Here is a 1,765-nt window from a genome sequence, read left to right as displayed (position 1 = left end):
GTGTATGCCGCTGATCCGGGGTTTGGTATCAATCCGGGTAAAGTTGCCTGGCAACCGGAGCTGGACAGGTACGCGACACCCGCTGCCCGGCAATACATTACCGCAACACTGACCGGCCCCGACTTTGTGCGCGGGTATGCCCTGGCCCAGGCAGGTGCCCTGGACAGTGAACAGCGTTACCCGGTTGCCATGCTGGCGCAGCCTGCCGAGGGTAGCCGTGTTGTCCAAGTCCGGGGCAGCACCCTGACAACGATGGCCACCGCAGACGAGCCGGTTACACCCGCGATGTTTTTACTGGCCCAGCAGGCGATCCAGCATCCGGCCAAAACAGTAGCGCGCGATGGCACAGTTTGGTATTGCCTGGAGCGGCGCGGCGAATGGTGGGTGGCTCAGGTGCGCGCCGGCGAGCTGCTGACCCTGGCGCATGGTGATGTGCTGGATGCACTGTTACCGGAGGGGTAATGCTGACAATCACGATTGATACCCAGGGGATTGAACGCCATTTACATCGGCTTTTACACGGCATTAAAAACCGTCAGCCCTTGATGCAGGCACTGGCGGGGGATATGTGGGATGCCGTAGAGGAAAACTTTAAGCGCCAGGGGCGTCCCGCCTGGGCGGGTTGGAGTCCCGCCTATGCGGCCAGGCGCGGGCCGGGGCAAATCCTGCAACGTAACGGCCGCCTGGCGGCGAGTATCTCCCCGGATGCAGATAACGATAAAGCGCGTGTTGGGACTAACGTAGCCTATGCAGCCATCCATCAACTCGGTGGCACCATTAACATCCCTGCGCGAAGCCAGCGTGCCTACTATCGGCAACGTAAGGATGGTACAGTCGGTCATCGTTTTGTACGCAAGTCACGCAGCAACTACAGCGAATGGCACACCCTGCCAGCTTATACAATCGAGATGCCAGCCCGCCCGTTCCTGCAATTGGCTGATGAGGATATCTCGACGCTGGAGGAGACCGCACAGACCTACTTGCGGGGCTTGATGGAGAATGGCAGCTAAAACGCGCTGTAATCCATTCTACGGCGTTTTTATGCTTGGGGGTGTCATCGCATGGGTGATACCCTTTCAAAAAAATTTAAACGGGTTTTAAATGCCTTCCTGAGCGTCTTGCCTCCACTGCCGCCCGGCGTTATCACATTTTCCCCGTAATTGCCTGCTGAACTCTATCAGTCATTTACCGCAATCCCCCCTCGATACACTGGCAGCATGAAAACGATTCTTGCAGCCCTCTCTGTTGAAATTGCCGCTGGCACCGAGCCGGTCAGCCGTCTGCGTATCTTGCCTGCCGGTGAGTTTCGTGGTGTGGATGGCCGACCGCGCGAGTGTGCGGCCTGGGTGATGACGGCGACCACTGCTGCCCACATTATCGAAACCGTCAACGCCCGCGTGACAGAGTTGTGCTTTGACTATGAGCACCAGACACTGCGCGCGGCTGAGAACGGCAAGCCCGCCCCCGCCTCGGGGTGGTTCTCCCGCCTTGAGTGGATCGAGGGGGATGGCCTGTACGCCACGGATATCCGCTGGACGGATACCGCCGCCGACATGATCCGCAAGAAAGAGTACCGCTATATCTCGCCGGTCTTCTTTTATGACCAGAAGACCGGCGAGGTAACGGCACTGGTCAACGTCGCGTTGACCAATACCCCGGCCCTGGATGATTTGGACGAGGTAGCCGTGGCTGCGCTCTCCCGTCTGGCGGCCTTATCAACCACATCATCCCAATCGGAGGGTAACACGATGGATGAAGAGCAGAT

The 1,765-nt window shown here is 58.8% G+C and carries 2 protein-coding genes and 1 pseudogene; all 3 read left to right on the top strand.

Annotated elements, in window-relative coordinates; genetic code table 11:
• Window positions 1-462 (top strand): annotated as a pseudogene (locus EHO01S_RS19055) (phage minor head protein); the annotation flags it as partial.
• Window positions 462-1,010, top strand: a complete 549-nt coding sequence (locus tag EHO01S_RS16705; RefSeq protein ID WP_024525017.1) for a phage virion morphogenesis protein — start codon at window positions 462-464, stop codon at window positions 1,008-1,010. The pseudogene EHO01S_RS19055 and the gene EHO01S_RS16705, both read left to right, overlap by 1 nt.
• A gap of 207 nt (window positions 1,011-1,217) precedes the next feature.
• A partial coding sequence (locus tag EHO01S_RS16700; protein ID WP_024525016.1) for a phage protease occupies window positions 1,218-1,765 on the top strand: 548 nt, incomplete at its 3' end.

The sequence above is a fragment of the Edwardsiella hoshinae NBRC 105699 = ATCC 33379 genome, assembly GCF_000474215.1.
In the GTDB taxonomy this organism is placed as follows: Bacteria; Pseudomonadota; Gammaproteobacteria; order Enterobacterales; family Enterobacteriaceae; genus Edwardsiella; species Edwardsiella hoshinae.
Note: the sequence above shows the minus strand (reverse complement) of the source record. Positions and strands in the feature narration are given on the sequence as shown.